16 protein-coding genes and 2 tRNA genes are annotated in these 17736 nt (G+C 59.4%); 10 read left to right on the top strand and 8 right to left on the bottom strand.

Annotation, left to right across the window (positions count from 1 at the left end; all coding sequences use genetic code 11):
• Positions 1–162: 162 nt before the first annotated feature.
• Positions 163–645: an ABA4-like family protein gene (locus tag NW845_RS02925; protein WP_414376745.1), complete on the bottom strand. Its 483-nt coding sequence runs from the start codon at positions 643–645 to the stop codon at positions 163–165.
• Positions 646–986: 341 nt separating this feature from the next.
• Positions 987–1439: a hypothetical protein gene (locus tag NW845_RS02920; protein ID WP_414376743.1), complete on the bottom strand. Its 453-nt coding sequence runs from the start codon at positions 1437–1439 to the stop codon at positions 987–989.
• A 151-nt stretch (positions 1440–1590) separates the two neighbouring features.
• Between NW845_RS02920 and NW845_RS02915 the strand changes: the two genes are divergently transcribed.
• Positions 1591–1663, top strand: a tRNA-Arg gene (locus tag NW845_RS02915).
• Here NW845_RS02915 and NW845_RS02910 read toward each other — a convergent pair.
• Positions 1625–3931 (bottom strand): GAF domain-containing protein, encoded by a 2307-nt coding sequence (locus tag NW845_RS02910; protein ID WP_414376750.1) that lies wholly within the window; start codon positions 3929–3931, stop codon positions 1625–1627. The two genes, NW845_RS02915 and NW845_RS02910, sit on opposite strands and share 39 nt — an antisense overlap.
• 803 nt (positions 3932–4734) lie before the next feature.
• Between NW845_RS02910 and NW845_RS02905 the strand changes: the two genes are divergently transcribed.
• Positions 4735–6729, top strand: coding sequence for a primary-amine oxidase (locus NW845_RS02905; protein ID WP_414376741.1), 1995 nt, complete (start codon positions 4735–4737; stop codon positions 6727–6729).
• A 16-nt stretch (positions 6730–6745) separates the two neighbouring features.
• On the opposite strand, the gene gatC is transcribed toward NW845_RS02905, so the two are convergent.
• From gatC to NW845_RS02890, 3 genes are all read right to left on the bottom strand, one after another.
• Entirely contained in the window at positions 6746–7039 is a 294-nt protein-coding gene (gene gatC, locus NW845_RS02900; protein WP_414363871.1) for an Asp-tRNA(Asn)/Glu-tRNA(Gln) amidotransferase subunit GatC, read from the bottom strand.
• 90 nt (positions 7040–7129) lie between these two features.
• Positions 7130–7651, bottom strand: a complete 522-nt coding sequence (locus NW845_RS02895) for a photosystem I assembly protein Ycf3 (protein WP_011430196.1) — start codon at positions 7649–7651, stop codon at positions 7130–7132.
• Between the two features lie 77 nt (positions 7652–7728).
• Positions 7729–8064, bottom strand: a complete 336-nt coding sequence (locus NW845_RS02890) for a chlororespiratory reduction protein 7 (protein ID WP_414370736.1) — start codon at positions 8062–8064, stop codon at positions 7729–7731.
• A gap of 92 nt (positions 8065–8156) precedes the next feature.
• On the opposite strand from NW845_RS02890, the gene trpS reads away from it, so the two are divergent.
• On the top strand, positions 8157–9152 hold the full coding sequence (trpS, locus tag NW845_RS02885) for a tryptophan--tRNA ligase (RefSeq protein WP_414363869.1): 996 nt from the start codon (positions 8157–8159) through the stop codon (positions 9150–9152).
• A 12-nt stretch (positions 9153–9164) separates the two neighbouring features.
• On the opposite strand, the gene NW845_RS02880 is transcribed toward trpS, so the two are convergent.
• A complete protein-coding gene (locus NW845_RS02880) occupies positions 9165–10166 on the bottom strand; it encodes a DMT family transporter (protein ID WP_414363868.1) in 1002 nt (333 codons plus the stop codon).
• Between the two features lie 99 nt (positions 10167–10265).
• On the opposite strand from NW845_RS02880, the gene truB reads away from it, so the two are divergent.
• On the top strand, positions 10266–11165 hold the full coding sequence (gene truB / locus NW845_RS02875; RefSeq protein WP_414376740.1) for a tRNA pseudouridine(55) synthase TruB: 900 nt from the start codon (positions 10266–10268) through the stop codon (positions 11163–11165).
• A gap of 225 nt (positions 11166–11390) precedes the next feature.
• Positions 11391–11894: an allophycocyanin subunit beta gene (gene apcB / locus NW845_RS02870; protein ID WP_414363866.1), complete on the top strand. Its 504-nt coding sequence runs from the start codon at positions 11391–11393 to the stop codon at positions 11892–11894.
• Between the two features lies 1 nt (position 11895).
• Here the strand turns inward: apcB and NW845_RS02865 are convergent, their stop codons facing one another.
• Positions 11896–12573 carry a TIGR03943 family putative permease subunit gene (locus tag NW845_RS02865; RefSeq protein ID WP_414376738.1) on the bottom strand — a complete coding sequence of 226 codons (678 nt, stop codon included), beginning with the start codon at positions 12571–12573 and terminating at the stop codon, positions 11896–11898.
• 896 nt (positions 12574–13469) lie between these two features.
• On the opposite strand from NW845_RS02865, the gene NW845_RS02860 reads away from it, so the two are divergent.
• The 5 genes from NW845_RS02860 to NW845_RS02840 all read left to right on the top strand — a co-directional run bounded on the left by NW845_RS02860 (position 13470) and on the right by NW845_RS02840 (position 17711).
• The gene (locus tag NW845_RS02860) at positions 13470–14471 is read left to right on the top strand and encodes a zinc-dependent alcohol dehydrogenase family protein (protein WP_414363864.1); all 1002 of its coding nucleotides are present in this window, start codon (positions 13470–13472) and stop codon (positions 14469–14471) included.
• A gap of 35 nt (positions 14472–14506) precedes the next feature.
• Positions 14507–15076, top strand: a complete 570-nt coding sequence (locus NW845_RS02855; RefSeq protein WP_414363863.1) for a hypothetical protein — start codon at positions 14507–14509, stop codon at positions 15074–15076.
• Between the two features lie 55 nt (positions 15077–15131).
• On the top strand, positions 15132–16703 hold the full coding sequence (locus NW845_RS02850; protein WP_414376749.1) for an AAA family ATPase: 1572 nt from the start codon (positions 15132–15134) through the stop codon (positions 16701–16703).
• Between the two features lie 221 nt (positions 16704–16924).
• Positions 16925–17578 (top strand): Crp/Fnr family transcriptional regulator, encoded by a 654-nt coding sequence (locus NW845_RS02845; RefSeq protein ID WP_414363876.1) that lies wholly within the window; start codon positions 16925–16927, stop codon positions 17576–17578.
• 60 nt (positions 17579–17638) lie between these two features.
• Positions 17639–17711: transfer RNA gene (locus NW845_RS02840), tRNA-Phe, on the top strand.
• Positions 17712–17736 lie beyond the last annotated feature (25 nt).

Here is a 17736-nt window from a genome sequence, read left to right as displayed (position 1 = left end):
AGCAACCGGGGCTGGGAACCCGCCTCGTGAGTCTTGGATGCTTCAGCTCTACTTCAGAGACCCGGTACACGGGATCCATGAAGCAACTGGGGCAGAGGAAGAGACAAAAATCTCGCCGTAAAGCGGATGGGGAAACCCCCCCCGCCTGCGCGGTGGGGTAGTTCATGAGGATTCTTGCGGCACTTCTGCACTTTGATCCGCTCCAACAACCCCAGGCCGGCCCTTTCGGATCCCTTGCACCACGGTCACCGTGAGCAGATGGGAGAGCAAACCCACCGGCCCAGCAAACAAGCACAAAAGCAGAGAGTGAGTTGTCCAAACTCGCTTTTCCCAGCCTTCCAAGAAGATCCAGCGGCCCACAAATAGATCCATCACAATGTAGTGAACCCATCCCGTCGCCATGACCGAGGGCTGGCTGAATAGAGAAGTCAGGCTGCTCAGAGAGAGTTGAGGATTGGAAAACTCCTGGAGAGTATCTGCATTAAACCCGGTAACCAGAAGATAGAGATAAACCGTTGCCAAAAGGGCAATGGGCAAAAGTGATTCCATCACCCTATGGGTCACTTTCCAGCCCGGCAGCAGGATCATCAAAGCCCAAAAAGGCAAAGCAAACCAATTGGCCGCATTAAAGATGGTCTCTAGCATATCCAGCAACCCCTGATGCTACTTGTTTATTATCGGCTATCGCCCAACGCCGCCCGCCCGTGGGGGATCACCAGCCGACCTCGATAGCAACTCTTCTGGCTGTTGCCGGGATCCGTCTTGAAGACACCGGCTCTTGAGCTGATCCAAAAGGGAGGCACCGCCGGCTGAACCTTGCCTCGCTCCCTCTTGAGACGGGGCAGAGGGATCCCAGCTCCTATTCCGGCTGGCGAAGTCTGGCAGATAAACTGCCCCACCGTATAGACGGTGGGGAATCCCGCGCATTTAGCTTAGTCCGCACCGTATTGGTTGCTTCCTCAACAAAGATGGGTGTCGGGAGTTGTTCACTTGAAAGTGCGTGCCAGCCAGCGCCGCAGCGGATGCCAGGCGGGCAAAGACAAAATCCAGCGGGACTGGCGCTCCAGCATCAAGCGCTCAATAGGATAGAGCCCAAACAGCTCGTAGCGGCTTTGGGCGATCAAGATCCCCAGCGTGAAGCTGACGCACAGCAAAAGGCCGAAGGTGGGCCAGCCGGGCCGGTAAAACAGGGCATAGCGCAGGCCCGTCCAGGTGAAATGGTCCCACAGACGGACGATATCTGCCCGCAGCGCCCAAAGGCTGGGGATCCCGACCAGCAGCCACAACAGGCCCAGAAAGATAAAGCTGCCGCCATGGTAGAGGCGCAACAGGCGCCTGGCCGGCGGAGAGAGAGATTCCAGGCCGGGAGGGTTTCCCGACTCCCAGACGCGAGCAGCCTTCTTGGCATCAACTGAGCTAGGATCAGGAGGCAATGACATCGAGATCCCGGTTCTCCCAAGACCTTCGTTATAACTTTAGCGACTGGGATCCGTAACTGAAGCTCCTTAGGGGGCATTGAGGGAGTGGGTTAAGCCGTGTAGCCGACCTCGGAGAGGAAACTCCTCCAAGGATATAATGGCTCTGCAGCTTGCCTTGCTAGCTCAATGGATAGAGCACCGACCTTCTAAGTCGATGGTTGCAGGTTCGAGTCCTGCGCAAGGCGCTGAGTGTCTTGCTTGGCGGGTGAGTTTTGGGGCAATCGACTTTGGGATGGACACCACACCCGAAAGATGACCTGACCAGAGTGGCTTTCTACAGTCAGGGATCCCTTTAACATCTCCATAGCCTTTTGGGCTAGCGGCAGGCCTAGGCCTGTCCCTCCGGCCTTGCGGCGATCCAACTGTGGGATGCGGTAGAACTTTTCAAACACATGGGGCAGCGCCTCTGGAGGAATTTCCACTCCCGTATTGCGCACCTCGATCAGCCAGCCGGGACGGTTCTGTTGATGGGTCTGGCTAAAGCGCAAACAGATGCTTTCCCCAGCCGGCGTGTACTTGCAGGCGTTGTTCAAAAGTTCGCCCACCACCCGCGACAGCAGGCTCTCATCCGTACAGAGGGGCAAAAGGTCGGGATCCCATTCCAACTGAAGCTGTTGGTTCTGCTGGGCAGCTCGCAGCCGGAAGGGCTCGGAAAGATTGGGGATCCACTCCTGAGGAGATAACCAGGTTAGATTGAGATCCCTGTTTCCGGCTTCAATAGCTTGCAATTCCAACAGCTCGTTGATCAAGTCCAGCTCGCGGTTGGTCTCCATCTCCAAAATCTGCAAGTAGCGCTGCTCCCGCTCCGTCAGGTTGGCCTTGGAGAGAAAAGCAATTGCCAGCTTCATGTTGGTTAGAGGCGTGCGCATCTCGTGGGAGACCATGTGCAGAAACTCATCCTTGAGGTGGTTGAGCTCCTGCAACTGCTGCACCTGCTGCTGCACGGTTTGGAAAAGCCGGGCCTGGCGAATGGCAATCGCACACTGGCTGGCCACCCGCCGCATCAAGCGCTGTTCCCGCTCGCCAAACACCTGCCCCGGCGGACGCGAGCCGCAAATATTTCCCAGCAGGAGAGATTCGCCTTCCTGAGCATCGCAAATGGGAAGTACCAGCAGCGTGTGGCGGTCGTAGCTGGGCCAGCAGGGGTGGCCAAGGTTGCTGAAATAGCAGAACTGCCCACCCTGAAGCTGCTGGAGCACCTCGGCAAAATCGGCAAAGGGGATCCCCAGGGGAAAACGGCGGATCCCTTCTCCAGGTCGATAATCCAAGGCCAAAACGCTAACCTGTCGTTCTGGGTCATGGAGGGCAATCATGCAGCCGGAAAGGCCAAGGCTGAGGGCCAGTTCCTGCGCCACGGTTTCCAAAATCTTGTGCTCGTCTAGGCTGGAGCGAATTTCTTCCGTGATCAGTTGCAGCAGGGCCTCGTCTTCGTAGGCTTGCTGCAGTTGGCCGTTGCGCACCCGCACTTGGTAATCCAGTTCGGCGTTGGCTTGCTGCAGCCTTTGATGAAGTTCCGCCTGTCGAATGGCGACTGCCAGGTGATTGCCAATTGCCCTGGCCAACTCGATCTCTTCCTCTTGCCAATCTGGTTCAGAGATCAGGCGTCTCAGGGCTAGAGCGCCCCAAAGTTTCCCTTGACAGGCCACCGGGATCCCTAGCCAAGGGCCGAGCTGGCAGTCTTGCCTTTCCTGCAATGCAAAGGGATCGGAAACTTGCTTGGGATCCGCCACGTGAAAAACTTGCAGCCACTTGAAGTGCTGGATGGCTGGAATCTCTGGATCATCCGGTATGCGCAGGTGGAGAGCACTGGGCACATCGGGGGAGCGAACATAGCCGGCAATGCCCACCCACACCTTCTCGGTAGGCAGATATTGGTAAAGGGTAACCCGCGCTGCCTGCAAAACCTGGCCTACTTCCTGCACCGCTACCTCAAAGAGGGCGGGTAGATCCAAAGAGGTGCTGATGGCTTGAATGAGCCGGTTAAACAGTTTTTCCCGCTGCACCTGTTGCTGCAGCTTTAGCTCGGCCTGCTTGCGCTCGGTGATGTCCAGGGTTACCCCGACCACATGGCTCGGATCTCCTTCCGGCCCCAGGAGCACAATCCCCTGAGAGAGGTGCCAGCGCACCTGCCCGTCTGCGAGATGGGCACGGTACTCAACTGCCAAGTTGGAATCCCCCTCCATTGCCCTGGGCCCCGCCAACTGGAAAGCTTCCTTCACCCTCTGGCGATCTTCGGGGTGAACGCTCTCGAAAAACATCTCCAGAGTGAACTCCTCGCCGGGATCCCGTCCGTACTTGGCCTTGCACTGAGGGGAACTGCTCAGCTCCCCGCTGCGCAGATCCAGTTGCCAGTAGCCCAGTTGGATGGCCTCCAGAGCCAAAAAGAGATGCTCTGGATAAAAGCCGCCGTCTTCTGGCCACACCGGCACCAGGCGGTGTTGAGCTGAAGCCATCTCCCCCACCAAAACGGTTGGTTGTTCCACCAGCGCTACCTCATTGTGGACGATCCTCGATCCTCTTGCCAGAAATCCTTAGCTTTAAGCATGATTTCAGTACTCTGCTCAAAGATGTGTTAGCCAATACAAGATCTTTACTTCACGCTAAACTTCAGATCCGGAGAGCCGACTCTTGCCCGCAGCTTGTGGCCGAGGGGGGAGCCTCTGCTATAGTAATGGGCAGTTGCGCCTTGGATCCCAACACTGGGGATCCCCCTAGCAGGTGGGGTTAGGGCAAGCCGAAATGAGTTCGCGTTGAGAAGAGAGCAGTGCTGCATCAAGCTCCTTCCTTGCGGCTGCGCCCTCAGCCTGCGTGAAGCGTTGATTCTTTTTTATGCTGCCCTATGCCACGTTTGGCCTAAAAAAATTGCTGCTGATTTTGAGCTGGGATCTTTTCCCTCGGAAGCCTATAGTTAGTTTCTGGCGATTGTTCGATATTTTTCGGTTTGCGGTAACGCGGCTGCTCAAGGTGCCGCTGCCCTCTTCCTTTGGTTAGCGGGCAGAGACAACCCAACGGATGGGGATAACCTCAGGTTGGGCTAGCTGGCGAAGGTGAGGTTGTCCCCAAGAACGGATTCTTTGAGCCTATCCTCTTGCCGGCCAAGGTCGCCAAAGTTGCTTGTGGCAACGGCCAGGTTGTCCTGTACGGGCTGATGGCTAGCTTAGAGCGCCTGGGGTGACAGGCAAGGGGATCCCTGCGGCATTTTTCAACGGATCGTCACCCAGCCAATTCATTTTCTGTAGAATTCAAGGTTATTTCTGTGATTTGTGAACTTCCTCGCAGTCCTCAGCCTGCTCTGCAAGAGCAGGAGCGACCGCTTTCTGGGACAACCGCGGCTGTCCGGCCCGAATGGCCAAGCCACCCCCTGGATCCCTTGAATGGCGAAGAAATCCGGCAAGTGGTCAAAATCCTGCGTCAGGAGCGCCCTCTTGCTTCCCGCTGCCGCTTTGTCACCATCCAACTGCAGGAGCCGGAGCGGCCCTGGATGGAAGCTTGGCAACCGGGCCAACCCTGGGATCGGCAGGCGTTTGTGGTGCTGTTGGATCCCGCCGAGGGCAGCACCTACGAGGCGGTGGTCTCCCTCTCTCGGCAGCAGGTGTGCTCTTGGCAGCTCGTCCCCGGCGTGCAGCCGCCCCTTTTGGACGATGAGGTCTACGCCTGTGACCGCTTGCTCAAGGAGGATCCCCAATTTCTGGCCGCCCTGCAGCGGCGGGGCATTGCCGATGTGGAGCGGGTGATGGTGGACTACTGGACGGTGGGCTACTTTGGGATCCCGGAAGAAGAGGGGCGGCGGCTGGTGCGGGGTCTGTGTTTCCTGCGCACTTCCCCTTACGACAATGGCTATGCCCGTCCCCTCGAAGGCCTCTACCCCTGGATTGACCTCAACCAAATGCAGGTGATCAAGGTGGAGGATCGCGGCCCCTGGCCTCTGCCCCCGGAAGATGGCAATTTTGACGAGATCTTCTTCAAAGAGTTTCGCCGAGATTTGAAGCCTTTGGAAATTACTCAGCCCCAAGGGGTGAGCTTCCAAGTAGAAGGCCACCACATCCGCTGGCAGAAGTGGGATCTGCGCATCAGCTTTAACCCCCGCGAGGGGCTGGTGCTGCATCAGGTGAGCTATGAGGATCAGGGCCGCCTTCGCCCCATCCTCTATCGGGCTTCGGTAGCCGAGATGGTGGTGCCCTACGGGGATCCACGGGATCCCCACTGTCGCAAGAACGCCTTTGACGTGGGGGAATACGGCATCGGCATGCAGGCCAATTCCCTGCGCCTGGGCTGCGACTGCCTGGGGGAGATCTACTACTTCGATGCCTGGCTGCCCAGCAACAGCGGTGAGCCCATGCTCCTCAAAAATGCCATCTGCATGCACGAGGAGGACTTTGGCGTGCTCTGGAAGCACACCGACTGGCGCACGGAGCGAGCTCAGGTGCGGCGCTCGCGGCGGCTGGTGCTCTCTTTCTTTACCACCATCGGCAACTACGACTACGGCTTTTTCTGGTACTTCTACCAGGACGGCACGCTGGAGTTCGAGGCCAAGCTCACCGGCATCATCAACACCTGCGCCACCCTGCCGGGGGAGGAACCGGAGTTTGGCGTCTTGGTAGCGCCCCAATTGTCTGGCCTCAACCACCAGCACTTTTTTACCGTGCGCCTGGACATGGCGGTGGATGGGCCGGGCAACTCCCTCTACGAAGTCCACGCCGAGCCGCTGCCCTTGGGGCCGGATAACCCCTACGGCAACGCCTTCCGCGCCCGCTCCACCTTGTTGAGCACTGAGCAGGAAGCCAAGCAAACGGTGGATCCCTTGCGGGGGCGCTACTGGAAGATTGTCAACCCCAACCGCCACAACCACCTGGGGCAGCCGGTGGCCTACAAGTTGCTCCCAGGAGAGAATGTCCGGTTCCTGGCCCACCCCGACTCCTGGCTGTATCGACGGGCAGGGTATTTGGCCCACCACCTCTGGGCCACGCCCTATCATCCTGGCGAGAAGTTCCCGGCGGGGGACTACCCCAACCAACACCCCGGTGGGGAAGGGCTGGTGAAATGGACACAAGCCAACCGCTCCCTAGAAAATACCCGCCTGGTGCTCTGGTACAGCTTTGGCTGCAACCACTTCCCCCGCACCGAAGACTGGCCGGTGATGCCGGTTAGCTACATTGGCTTTCTGCTCAAGCCGTTGGGCTTCTTTGAGTGCAACCCGGCCCTGGATGTGCCCCCTCCCCCGCCGAAGAGCAAAAGCTGTTGTGGCTCGTAGCCGCACTGCAAGGTGGCTAGTCTTCCTCCTCGAGGATGCGAGGCACCTTGAAGAACATGTCAGCGCGGTCGGGGGCGTTGGCCAGGATCCCTTCAATGTCGGGGTAGGGCTCCACTTCATCGGGGCGAGTGGGCAACTCCATGTCCAACACGTGAAAGGTGGGCTCTACCCCTTCTGTATCCAGCTCTTTCAGTTGTTCCACATAGGCCAGGATGTCTGCCAGTTGTTGGGTGAACTGGATTTCTTCCTCCTCGGTTAGCTCCAGCCGCGCGAGGTGGGCGACGTGTCGTACTTCCTCGCGTTTCAGCATCTTCCCCTCCTGCCGGCAGGTTACCGGGTTACTCAGCTAGCTTTTAATTGTCTAACCAGTCTAGCTAAACTCAGGCACTTGGGAGAAAGCTCAATACAGCTCCAGGTTGGCGCGTCCCGTGGTCTTGAGCCAGTTTTGCGCCTCGATATAGTTGTTGGGCGCAATGCGAATGGCCCGGATCCAGTATTGAGCTGCCTCATCGAACAGGGCCTCTGCTGTCTCCTCGTCCCCGGCCTGCAGGCTCTGCTCGCCCTTGTGGTGCAGCAAGACGGCAATGTTATTTAGGGCAGAACAGAGGCGGGGATTCAGCTCCAGGGCCTGGTGGTAGTACTCCAGGGCTTTGTCCAGTTCGCCATTGCTCTGGTAGATCAGGCCCATGTTGTAGAGGATGTAGCTGCGGTCTTCGTCGTCTTGCTCCAGGGCCAGGGCTTCTCGGTAGTTTTCTAGGGCCTCGGCATATTCTCCCTCGCTCTGGGCCGCCATGCCGTCCCGGTAGTAGGCAAAGGCCTTCTTCTGTTCAGGACTCACCCCCGGCATCAGCTTCAGGATCAGGTCAGCCATGACGGTGAAGGTTTTGTCGATGAAGTTGTCGTTCTTCATGCTGCGCGGCATGATTGACCCCCTTAGAGCGCAGGACTGGGTATCTCTTCTTTGCGTTGTAGCATGCCTGTGGGATCCCGAGCGTGGCCTTAAGCCGGATGCTGGCCTGGGCGAGAAGAAGCTGAGGGGCGCTTGCGCAGGCGTACAGGGTGCCACTGCACGGTTTCGCCGGGAGAGACCTCCACCTCACAGGCTGTGTCGATAAGCCGCTGCGCCTGGGCTTGAGGGGTGGGGTAGCGGGCCAGATCTGCATCCACCAGGTGGGGATACTCCTGCAGCAGTTGCACAAGGAACTCCTGCAATTCCTCAGGGGTGAGAAATTGCTCCGGCAGGCCTGGGATCAGCAGCACGTAGTGGTTGGCAGCACGCAGCAGTTCTGGCTCCGGGTCTGCCATGGTTTCGGGTTGGTGTCTTTCTTCCCTCATAAACCAACGGGTTGCAGCTCTCTTGATATCCTGAACAAAGACTTTCTGGGTTCTCGTCCCCCCTCTTATTGGCGTTTGAGATTGCTTTTCCTATGTCCAAGCCCCGCACGCTTTCTGGAATCCAGCCCTCCGGCGAGTTGCACCTGGGCAATTACCTGGGGGCCATTAAAAACTGGGTGGCCGAGCAGGAGCACTACGAGAACTTCTTTTGCATTGTGGATCAACATGCCATTACTGTGCCCCAGGATCCCAAGCTGCTGAGGGAGCGCACCCGTTCTCTGTTTGCCCTCTACCTGGCCTGTGGCCTTAGCCTGGAGCACTGTGTGCTGTTTGTGCAGTCCCACGTGCCCGCCCACACAGAGCTGGCCTGGCTGTTCACCACCATTACCCCCATGAACTGGGCGGAACGCATGATCCAATACAAAGAAAAAAAAGAGAAACAGGGGGAGGAGACCAGCGTTGGCCTGTTCAGCTACCCGATTTTGCAGGCGGCGGATATTCTCCTCTACCAGCCCAAGTATGTGCCGGTAGGGGAGGATCAGCGGCAGCATATTGAGCTGTGTCGGGATATTGCCCGCCGCTTTAACGACCGCTTTGGCGAGGTGTTTGTGATCCCAGAGGCGCTGATTCGCCCGCAGGGGGCGCGGATCATGAGCTTGACCGATGGCACCCGCAAAATGTCTAAGTCGGATCCCTCGGATTTCAGCCGCATTCACCTGCTAGACGACCCCGACACGATCCGCAAGAAGATCCAAAAATGCAAGACCGACTCGATTCGGGGCATCACCTTCGACGACCCGGCACGCCCGGAGGCCCACAATTTGCTGACGATCTACATGCTCACCTCCGGCAAAAGCAAGGAGGAGGTGGCGGCTGAGTGCGCTGAGATGGGGTGGGGACAGTTCAAACCCCTCCTCGCCGACAGCATTATCGCCACCCTAGAGCCCATTCAGCAGCGCTACCGAGAGCTCTGGAGCAACCCAGACTATCTGCTGGCGCTGATCCGGGAAAATGCCGCCAAGGCTCGCGCTGTTGCCGAGCCAACGCTGCAAAGGGTGCGGGAGGCGATGGGGTTCCTGCCCCCCTAGGAGAAGGCTCCCTTAGTCGGGCCGGCCATCGCGGATCTCGACGGTGCTGAACTCCAGGCCCAGCTCCGAGAGGATCCCTGGCCAGGCCAAGCGCAGGCGCTCCTGCCACTCCTGCCGGTGGTTGATGACATACACGCAGACCAGGGTAATGCCCACTCCCACCCACTGCAGCCGGGTCAGGGTCTCGCCCAGGAAGGTGCTGCCGAAGAGAAGGGCAAAGATGGGGGTGAGAAACGTGAGGGAGCTGAATTCGGTGAGGTTTTCCTGGGAGGCGAAATAGAAGAAGAGGGCGTAGGCCACGGCGCTCCCCAACACGGAGGCATAGAGCAGGCCCAGCCAGTGGGCGCCGCTCAGGTGCTGCCATTGCTCGCTTTCTGTTAGCGCCGAGAGCAGGATCAAGGGCAGGCTGCCCAACACCATGTGCCAGCCCGTCGCCAACACCGGATCCGCCACCTCCGCCACCTTGGGCATCATCACGGTGCCGATGGCCATCGACAGGGAAGCCAGCAACATCCAGACGACGCCAGCGCCCACCTGCAGGGATCCTTCCCCGCCGAGGCCGATAAGGCCAATGCCGACCACACCCAGCCCCAGACTCAGCCAGCCCAGGGATCCCATCCGCTCGCGGTAAAACCAGTTGGCCATCAAAGCCACCGCCAGCGGCTGCGAGTCGATCAGTACGGATCCCAGCCCGGCGCCGGTCTCTCTCAACCCTTGCGCCAAAAATCCCTGAAAACAGGTGCCGTCCACCAGGGCGAAGGCCAGGACCCACAGCCACCCTCGCCGCCCCTGGGGATGCCAGGGCTGAGATGCCTCAGAGGCCCGCCCTTGCCAAAGCCGAAAGGCCAAAACCAGGATCCCGGCTGGCAACAGCCGCAGAATGGCAATGAAGAGAGGAGTGGTCTCGGAGAGGGCATCTCGCATTGCCACCATCGCCGAGCCCCACAGGAAAAAAGGGGCGATCATCAACAGGCGTTGCCAGATAGGCTGAGGGAATAGGCCAGATTGCGCCATAGGTGCTTCAAGCTCGCAGACAGAAATTAACCCTATGTTAAGCGCTGCGGCAGTTCGGTTACAAATCTTAATTTTAATTACTGATGGGTGATGCGCAGCATGGGATCCCTGGAGGGCTTTCTCAACCTGGATAAACCAGCAGGGCTCACCTCCCACGACTGTGTGGCGGTGGTGCGGCGGGTCTTGCGCACGCGCCAGGTGGGGCATGGTGGCACCTTGGATCCGGCGGCAACGGGAGTTCTGCCCATTGCCGTGGGGCGGGCGACGCGCTTTTTGGCCTTTCTGCCGGGGGATAAGGTCTATCGGGCAACCTTCCGCTTCGGGCAGCGCAGCGACACCGACGATGCCGAGGGGCAGATCCAGGTGGGATTCCCTTGTCCGGAGCTGAGCTGCGAGCAGGTGGCGGCCTGTTTGCGGGAGTTTGTCGGCGAGATTGAGCAGGTGCCGCCCCTTTACAGCGCCATCAAGCGGCAGGGGAAAAAGCTCTATGAGCTGGCCCGGGCCGGGGCAAAGGCAGCAGAACTGGGGCTGGAGCCGCGGCGGGTGGTGATTCGGCACCTGCAGATCCTGGGCTGGCGCCCTGGCGAGTTCCCGGAAGTGGATCTGGAGATTGCTTGTGGCCCTGGCACCTACATCCGCGCCCTCGCCCGCGACCTGGGAGAGAAATTGGGCTGCGGAGGCTTGATGAGCCGCCTGCGACGGTTGCAAAGTGGCCCCTTTCGCATCCAAGAGAGCCTGCCCCTGGAGCAGTGGCAGGGATCCGCCGATCCCGCCGCCGCCCTGCTGCCGATTGAGTGGGGATTTCGCGGTTGGGACTCAGTATCCTTGTCTCCGGCTGAGGCGCAGCGCTGGCAACAAGGTCAGGCCATTCCCCTGGATCCTGCTCAGGCCACTGCCGAGACTCTGCGGGTGAAGAGCCAACAAGGAGCGTTCTTAGGGTTGGGACACTGCCAAGGCAGGCTGCTCAGGCCACTGCGGGTGCTGCGGCCGGATCCCTAGAGCGTTGCAGAAAGGTTACATTTTCGTAACAACATCTGCCATTGTCTCAGGAGAAGGCAGGAAAGAACCCCCCGCATGCTAAACTTCTGGGGGCAAGTGGGGAGCTTGGAGCGCTGCCGGTGTTGGGCTTTGGCTCGATTTTCCAAGGCTGGCCTTTGGACGTTGCCGGCAAAATTCTCATCTCAAGCTACTTTTACATAGAGTTACAGGAACGGAGTTGGGGATATGCGGGATGCCGTAACCACACTGATCAAAACCTACGACCTGACAGGCCGCTACCTGGATCGGAATGCCATGGACGCGCTCAAGGCCTTTTACGATTCGGGTCTGCGGCGCATCAAGGCCGTGAAGGTGATTAACCTCAACTCGGTGGACATTGTCAAGACGGCTGCCGCGGCTATGTTTGCCCAGGTGCCAGATCTGATCCGTCCGGGTGGCAACGCCTACACCACCCGCCGCTACGCCACCTGTTTGCGGGATATGGACTACTTCCTGCGCTACGCTTCCTACGCCCTGGTGGCTGCTGATACCAGCATCTTGGACGAGCGCGTCCTGGCTGGCCTGCGGGAAACCTACAACTCCCTGGGGGTGCCGATTGCTCCGACGGTGATCGGGATCCAGAACATGAAGCAGCGCACCCTGGAGCTGCTCGGCTCCGACGAGGATTACAGCTTTGTGGCCGAGCCCTTCGATTACATGAGCGCTAAACTCAGCGAAACCGACATCTAACCTACTCGTCGGCGTAGGGATTGGCCGGCACCGGCATTGGTTCCACCTGCTCGGCCAGGATTACCAACTGAGGCTGGCCATCCCGTTGCTCCACGGCCATTCGTCCTTCCAGACGCAGCCAACTGTCCGGAGCCAGCTCCTCCGAGCGGAACCAGCGCACTGGCAAGCCGACCGGGTAGGCATCGGCAGCGCAGCAACTCACCAAAAAGCGAGCGATGACAAAGTGGTCAGGTTGCTCGTCAGGAACGACGAACCCCTGCACCCGCACCGGCTGGCCTTCATAGGTATAGGGATCTGGGTAGACATCCAGGGTGCGCACCCAGTCCAGCAGGGTGCGCTGGCGTGGGTCAATCTTGGGACGAAAAGCCTGCGGCTGGCTGCGAGAGGCACCCAGATAGGGAGATACCCCCCGGTTGAGGGCCGTCTGGCTGGAGAGGGGACGGGGCTCGACCCAAAACCCCAGCAGCGCCGTCAGGATCAAGAGCGCCGCCCCCAGGCGCGGCCCCAACAGGGAGATATGGCTTTCCGAGGGCGCGACTTTGGCCCCCCGCCACCGGCTAATCCCCAGGCCCAGTAGGCACAGGCCGGCCAGCAGAGCCACGTTTACGTAGGCGGGGTTAATCAACAGCGGCAGGGTGCCCCGCCAGCGGTAGACGATGAGCAGGCTCCCCAAGAGCATTAACCCAGCAGCATCCCAATAGGCTGGGTTACCCCAGCAGAGCCAGGAGGCCGATCCAAGGCCAGCTCTGTTTACTTTTGACCGCGCCTTGCCGCCGAGAGAGCCAGAACCACCTACGGGCATGGGCTAGCGCTTGCCTCCACAACTCCGAAGCTTATTGACACTCCCGCCGCCCAAAGGCGGGAGATTCTTACGCCGTTCAACAACGAACTCGTCAAGACGCCTCTAGACAGGATCTTGAAGCAAAGCCGCAAGTTCTGATTACTTTTCTGTTCGCGTCAACGGGATGGAGTCCTTGCAGGTTGGCTGAGACGTTGTCATCTCCCAGCCACTTGCCACCGGTTGGGTTTCTCACCGTGATTAGGTGCTCGCCTGGGAACGGTACGCCTTCTCGGCAAGTATACTCAACTATACTATTGACGAGCACCTAAAGTTGCTTACGGGCGCGGGGCTAGCAAGCTATCCTTCTGGGCAATGTAAGGGATCCCTGCCTTCCCAGGCGCGGTTCTCTTGGCTTATGCTAGTGAACAACTCCCGACACTCATCTTCGTTGAGTCAACACAACATGGCTTACGCCACGCTGCGCCAACCGATAGCGTATGGGCTTCACGCTTCCCAGACTTGTGTATACAGAGGTCTCAGCGTGCTGCTATCATGCAACCCACGGCGGGAAACTCTCCAGAGATTTAACTTGTTTTGCTCAATTGTAAGACGAACGGCTTTCATCCCGACACGGATTGGCTCTTGAGTCAACACAATTCACCAATACGATGCGGGGCTTCCCGCCGATTAAGCTAACCATTGTTCAGAGACCCCCTTGCCGGTGTATCCTCGGTAGCGCAGTGGCAAGTGCGGGGCAGCAGGTCGAGCCAAACCAAGCCTGAACACCTGAGAAGATGAAAGCCATCCTCATGAGCGTGCCCGGGGGGCCGGAGGTTTTGCAGCTTCAGGAGGTGCCCGACCCTGAGATCCGCGGCGAGCGGGAGCTACGTGTCCGCCTTAGGGCCGCCGGCGTCAACCCCATCGACACCAAGCTGCGGCGGCGAGGCACCTTCTACCCCGAAGAGATGCCGGCCATTTTGGGATGTGATGGTGCCGGCGTTGTAGAAGCCGTAGGATCTGGGGTCAGGCAGTTTCAAGTTGGAGACGAAGTTTACTTCTGCCACGGCGGCCTGGGCAGGCAGGCGGGGAACTACGCCGAGCTGATCGTGGTCGATGAGCGCTTTGTCGCTCCCAAGCCCAAGTCCCTCAGCTTTGCCGAGGCTGCCGCTGCCCCCCTGGTGCTGATCACCGCTTGGGAAGCCCTCTACGACCGGGGACGGTTGCAGGCTGGCCAAAAGGTGCTTATCCACGCCGGGGCAGGGGGTGTCGGCCATGTGGCCATCCAACTGGCCCGTCTGCGGGGATGCCAAGTGGCTACCACTGTGAGCACGCCGGAAAAGGCCGAGTTTGTCCGTTCCCTGGGAGCCAGCTTGCCCATCTTCTATCGCCAGACCAACTTTGTGCGAGCCGTTCTGGATTGGACGGAGGAGGAGGGAGTGGATCTTGCTCTCGATACCCTTGGCGGCCCAGTGCTGGAGCAGACCTTCCCTGCCGTGCGCGTGTACGGCGATCTCGTGACCCTGCTGGCGCCAGCCCCAGAGACCGATTGGCGGGTGGCCCGCGACCGCAACTTGCGAGTGAGCTTTGAGCTGATGCTCACCCCGATGCTGAAGAACCTTATCGTTGCCCGGCAAAACCAGGCGGAGATCCTCCGGCAGTGCGCCCGCCTCATTGACCAAGGCCAACTGCACATCCGGCTCAGCCACACCTTTCCCCTGGCCGAAGCGGCTGCCGCTCACCGGCTGCTGGAACAGGGATCCGTTTTGGGCAAAATTGCCTTAACCATCTCCGACTAGGCATGCTGGAGGAGGCCCTGCCCGGATCCGAGTCTATGGCCACTCCTCTCACCCCTCACCTGTTGGAGAACGAGAGTTTCTACGAGAATGCCCTCTGCTGGCTAGGGCGACCGCAGACGGCCTATCGGCTGCTGAGCGAAGCGGTTTTTCCGGCCATCTCCTCTTGGGTGCGGGGAGAGGTGGACAGCTACTCCTTCAATCACTGGCAACCGGAGGACGTGCGCACCTTTCTCTACCCGGTGGTGGTTCTGGGAGACCAGGAGACCCTTGTTCTCGCCAGCGAGGCCCTGCTCCTCTGCGGCAGCGGCAACTACTACAACCCCTGTGACTTGGCCATTGTGGTCTTCGTACAGCAGCCCCAAGAGCTGTTCAGCCAACTGATGCAACGCATCCGCCGCGCCGAAGCCATCATCACCCGCGGACCGGAGGTGCGCATGCTCTCTGAACAGGTGAGCCTGGCCAAACGGGGGCGAGACTACATCAACACGAAGTATCTGGTCTGGCCCTACGCCCTTTCTGCTGCCGCTCAAGATACTTTGGTCAAACAGGGGATTAGCGTTATCCGTCTTTCACCGCAAGCGGCCGCCCTGCCCTTGGGAGACTAAGCTGAGGGCAATTTGGAGGAAAATGGGGATCCCTGACTTTTCCGTCTCCATCTTTATGGCCGATGCCCACCTGCCGCCGCTAATCCAAGCGATGTTGGAGCCGGGGTTTTACCCCCATCCGGTGCGGGAGCCGATTCAGCTCGTCCAAACCCACATTTCCTACGTTTTCTTGACAGGGGACTACGCCTATAAGGTGAAGAAGCCTCTGGATTTTGGCTTTTTGAATTTCACCACCCTGGAGCGGCGACGCCACTTTTGTCAAGAAGAGCTGCGCCTGAACCAGCGCGGCGCGCCGGGGCTTTATCTACAGGTGTTGCCCATTGTGCAAGCCAAGGGCCGGTTTCAGCTTGACGGCAGTGGCGAGCCCGTGGAGTACACCCTCAAAATGCGGCAGTTTCCCCAAGAGCAACTCTTCAGCAACCTCCTCGAGCGGGGGGAGCTGACCCCAGCCTTGATGGAGGAGCTAGGGCGGGCGGTGGCGGCCTTTCACGCCCAGGCGGAGACCAACGACTACATTCGCAGCTTTGGCCGGCCAGAGCGGGTGCGGGAGGCCTTCGACGAGAATTACGCCCAAACCCAGCGCTACATCGGCGGCCCTCAGACGGTTGATCAATATCGGGAGACGCAAGCCTACACGGATCGCTTTTTTGCCGAGCGGCAGGAGCTGTTTTACCAGAGGATGGCCCAAGACCGCATCCGCGAAGGCCACGGGGATCTACATCTTGGCAACCTCTGTTGGTGGGAAGGCCAGATCTTGCTGTTTGATTGCATTGAGTTCAACGAGGCCTTCCGCTTTGTGGATACGATGTACGACGTCTCCTATGCGGTGATGGATTTGGACGCTCGCCACCGCCCCGATCTGGGCAATGCCTATTTGAACACCTATTTGGAAGAAACGGGTGACTGGGAGGGACTGAAGATCTTGCCCATTTACCTCAATCGCCAGGCCTATGTGCGGGCCAAGGTCACCTCTTTTTTGCTGGACGATCCTGCCGCCTCGGAAGCTTCCAAAGCCAATGCCTTCCACACTGCCGCCCGCTACTACCGCCTGGCCTGGGAATACACCCTTCCCAAACAGGGGCAGTTGTTTTTGATGGCTGGCCTGTCGGGAGCAGGCAAAAGTACGGTGGCCCGCTACCTGGCCCGGCAGCGGGGAGCGATCCACATTCGCTCCGACGCCGTGCGCAAGCACTTGGCCGGGATCCCTCTGCGGCAGCGCGGGGGGCCAGAGGTGTATACGCCCGAGATGACCGACAAGACTTACCGCCGCCTGGTGCAGTTGGGAGTGGAGTTGGCCCGGGAAGGTTACAGCGTGATTCTGGACGCCAAGTTTGACCGGCAAGCGCTGCGGGGCATGGCGATTGAACAGGCCCAACAGTGCGGGATCCCGTTGCGCATCCTCTACTGCCATGCTCCTGAACCTGTCCTCCGAGAGCGCCTACAACGGCGAACACTCCCTTCATCGGGCCCGGGTGAGCCGCTGAACGTCGCCGACATTGCCGATGCCACCGCCGATCTCCTTGCCCAGCAGCAGGCGCAGTGGCAGGACTTTTCCGAGGGGGAGCGGCGTTTTCTACAGGTTTTGGATACCAGCCAAGATTGGCAAGCGCAACTGCAGCGGAGCTAGGTCTCGACTCAAACTGACCAACCTCGGGAGAATGGTTACCAGCAAAGTGCATTCTGCCGTTTCCAGGTTAGAGGCTGGCCGCAGCCCCTGTTAAACAGGGATCCGGATCCCAGGCGGCGGTCAGGTGAAGAGTTTTTCTCTGGGAAGAGAGTTGAGCAAGAATCGAGGCGGTGCAGGAGGAGCCAAGGGTGAGCGAGGTAAGGGCTGAAGATTTACGCCTGATGTTTCTGTTTGAAGGCTTTTCCCCTGAAGTGCTAGAGCCGCTGGCTCGCCAGATGTCGCTGCGCTCCCACCCTGTTAACCAGGCCATCCTGTTACAGAACGACTGGGGCAACGCCGTCTATTTCATCCTAGAGGGTTGGGTCAAGATTCGCACTCACGATCTGGAGGGCCGGGAGGTTACCCTCACCATTCTTGGCCCAGGGGAGATCTTCGGGGAAATGGCCGCCTTGGACGAGGCGCCCCGCTCCAGCGATGTGATTGCCCTGACAGCCACCAAGGTCTGCTGTCTGTCGGCCCAGAACTTTCTGGCTCTTTTGGCTGCCGATGCGCAGGTTGCCATCCGCCTTGCCCAGCTCATGTCGCGACGTTTACGGCAGATCAACCGTCGCCTGCAATTGCGGGAGGCCAGCAGCGTCGCTCGCGTCGCCGATATCCTGCTCTTCTTGGCGGAGTCGCGGGGGTGGGTCGGTCGCAAGGGGGTAGAAATCCCCAATTTGCCCCATCGGGAGCTGAGCAGCTTGAGTGGCCTTGCCCGGGAAACGGTTACCCGCGTCCTTGCCAAGCTGGAGCAGGAGGACCTGATCCGCCGGGATCGGCAGCGGGACATCCTCTGTATCCCCCAGATGGATGCCCTGGAAAAGCTAATTGGCTAAAGTGAGGGTCGCCACCCGTTGCCAAAAGCCCTCTCGGCATCCTAAAATAATGGTTCCAGAGCCGGGATAGCTCAGTTGGTAGAGCAGAGGACTGAAAATCCTCGTGTCACCAGTTCGAGTCTGGTTCCTGGCATCTGCCAATAACAGGTCAAGATGGG

The organism is Synechococcus sp. H60.2 (genome assembly GCF_047462315.1).
In the GTDB taxonomy this organism is placed as follows: domain Bacteria; phylum Cyanobacteriota; class Cyanobacteriia; order Thermostichales; family Thermostichaceae; genus Thermostichus.
This window is presented reverse-complemented; position numbering and strand designations above follow the sequence as displayed.